This window comes from Corallococcus sp. AB049A, assembly GCF_003668885.1.
GTDB lineage: Bacteria > Myxococcota > Myxococcia > Myxococcales > Myxococcaceae > Corallococcus > Corallococcus interemptor.
Map to the genome: position 1 here is coordinate 1 of NZ_RAWL01000715.1, position 2,318 is coordinate 2,318.

The following is a 2,318-nucleotide window of genomic DNA, read 5'->3' on the forward strand; positions in this document are numbered from 1 at the left end:
CCAGAGGACCCACAGGGCCCACGCCGCGACACTGGCCGCCGCGAGCAGTGCCAGCGCCACGGCGCCCACGCGCAGCAGCCACGCGGTGGGCAGCTTCTCCAGCTCCGGAGGCGGTGGACGGGCTTCGCTCATGGCGGGCGCACCTGGAGCGAGTGGACGAGATACGGATCCGCCACGGGCACGGGGTAGGTGCCACGCGAGCGCCAGAGCGCCGCCGCCACGGACAGGCCGCCCACGCCCACCCACGCGGTGAGCGCCGTCCAGGGGATGACGACGTGCTCCGGGAAGAGCGAGGGGAACAGCAGCCACGCCACGTCCACTGCGTGCATCGCGAGCATCCACAGCGACACGGCCCCCAGCACCCGGGGCCGCGCCTTGAGCTCGCGCGACAGGAGCAGCGCGAAGGGAATGACGAAGTGGCCCAGCACGAGAAGCAGGGAGACGGTGCCCCAGCCGTCCTCGATGCGGACGCGATACCAGCTCACCTCTTCAGGCAGGGCGGCGACCCACATGAGCATGAACTGCGAATAGGCGATGTAGGCCCAGAAGCAGATGAAGGCGAACAGCAGCGTGCCCAGCCGGTGGTAGTGGCCGGGGGACATCAGGCTGCCGAAGTGCTGCGTGCCGCGAGTGGCCGCGCCCGCGACAATCAACAAGGCCAGCGCGCCCACGAACGCGCCGGAGAAGACGTGGACGGCGTAGACGGTGGACTGCCACGTCGCCTCCAGCGACATCATCCAGTCCAGCGTCATGAAGGAGAACGTGAGGCCCAGCGCGGGCAGCGAGCCTCCGCCCAGCCGCCGCTGCCACAGCGTCCAGCGCAGGTCGCCGGTCGCGTCCTGGCGCACGGACCAGCGGTGCAGCAGGTGGCCCACGAGTCCCCAGGTGACGAAGTACAGCGCCGCGCGCACCAGGAAGAAGGGCACGTTGTTGTAGAGCCGCCGGTGTTCGAGCACCTGCAGCGTGTGCTCACCCAGGTCCGCGGACGGCGCGGCCCACGGATACAGGTGCCGCATGCCCAGCGCGACCGGCACGAACAGCACGAGGAACAGCGGCGCGGTGGCGGCAGAGACCTCCAGCGCGCGACGCAGCACCACGGGCCAGCGCGCCTTCGACGCATGGAAGGAGGCGAGCAACAGCAGCGCGCCCAGGCACAGGCTCAGCCAGTAGGCGAAGCCGAAGAGGTAGCCGGCCAGGGCCTGACGCACGTCGATGAAGGCACCGAGCACGGTGGCCGCGAGGCCCACGACACCCAGCGCCGCACTGATGATCAGCGCGCGCTGTCCGCCCTCGAAGCGTGGGAGCACGGGAGGCGTCATCGCGCGCGGACCTCCATCTGGCCGGACCGCGCCAGGCCCCGAGCGCATACAGCAGGCCGGAGCGTCAGGCTCTCAAGGGAGACGGGCCCGCAACAGAGGCTCCCCGTCGGCGGCGCACCGCGAAAACCTGTCCGACTGTCGGACAGGTTCGCCCCCTCGTGGTGGGCAGGGCCCGCGCCTACGGAGGAGCAAGTGGCCTCCCCACCAGGACTCCCCATCGGCCGTATGCCGAAAGAACGTGTCGGCCTGTCGGACAGAGCCGCCGGGCCCGCGGACAGGCGGGCTGTCCTCATGGCTGAGAAAGTGGGAACCCGGCCGGGACGCCCCTGCGGCGGGGCACCGCGAAAACCTGTCCGACTGTCCGACAGGTTCTGAGCCCTGCGCGGGACGGGGGCGACCGCGCCGCTCGGGCCGCAAGAACTTGTCCGACTGTCCGACAGGTTTGGAGCGTCGCGCAGGACGGGGGCGACCGCGCCGCCTGGTCCGCTAGAACGTGTCCGACTGTCCGACAGGTTCGCGGCCTCGGGCCGGACGGAGGCTGTCTCCCAGCTCGGGCCGCGAGAGCCTGTCCGACTGTCGGACAGGTTTTGCCGCTCCCGGTCCCGGGGGCGGATGTTCCACCTGGGCCGCGTGAACGGGTCCGACTCTCGTACAGTCGGTTCGAGGCGGTGGGGCTTGGAGGGCGTCATGGGGCTCCGACCTCCTGGCGCAGCCTTGCCTGTACTTCGGCCGGTGCGGCGGTGAGGGGTGCTCGCTGGCTGCGGCTCAACGCTCGCAGGTACGCAACCACGGCCCAGCGTTCCTGGGGCGTGAGCTGTGGGCCGTATGCGGGCATCACGCCGAAGCCGTTGGAGATGACCGCGAAGTAGAAGCCCGGTGGATGCGGCAGGTCCCCCGTCGTGGAGGGCTCATCGAGCCGCCCCTCCATCGCGAGACCCCTGGGCCCCACGAGCGCCCTCTGCCGGGCCCTCGCCGCGTTCGCGTCCTGCTCAGCTTCAG

Annotated in this window: 2 protein-coding genes; both read right to left on the reverse strand. The window is 70.9% G+C overall.

Annotated features, from left to right (window positions below):
* Nucleotides 1-128 precede the first annotated feature (128 nt).
* On the reverse strand, nucleotides 129-1,319 hold the full coding sequence (locus D7X55_RS38595) for a hypothetical protein (protein WP_121725642.1): 1,191 nt from the start codon (nucleotides 1,317-1,319) through the stop codon (nucleotides 129-131).
* Between the two features lie 685 nt (nucleotides 1,320-2,004).
* Nucleotides 2,005-2,318: cytochrome c (locus D7X55_RS38600; protein WP_147470399.1), on the reverse strand; the 314-nt coding region annotated here is incomplete at its 5' end.

Coding starts and splice junctions, on each gene's coding strand:
- D7X55_RS38595 (WP_121725642.1), bottom strand. CDS start 1,319: ATGACGCCTCCCGTGCTCCCACGCTTCGAGGGCGGACAGCGCGCGCTG.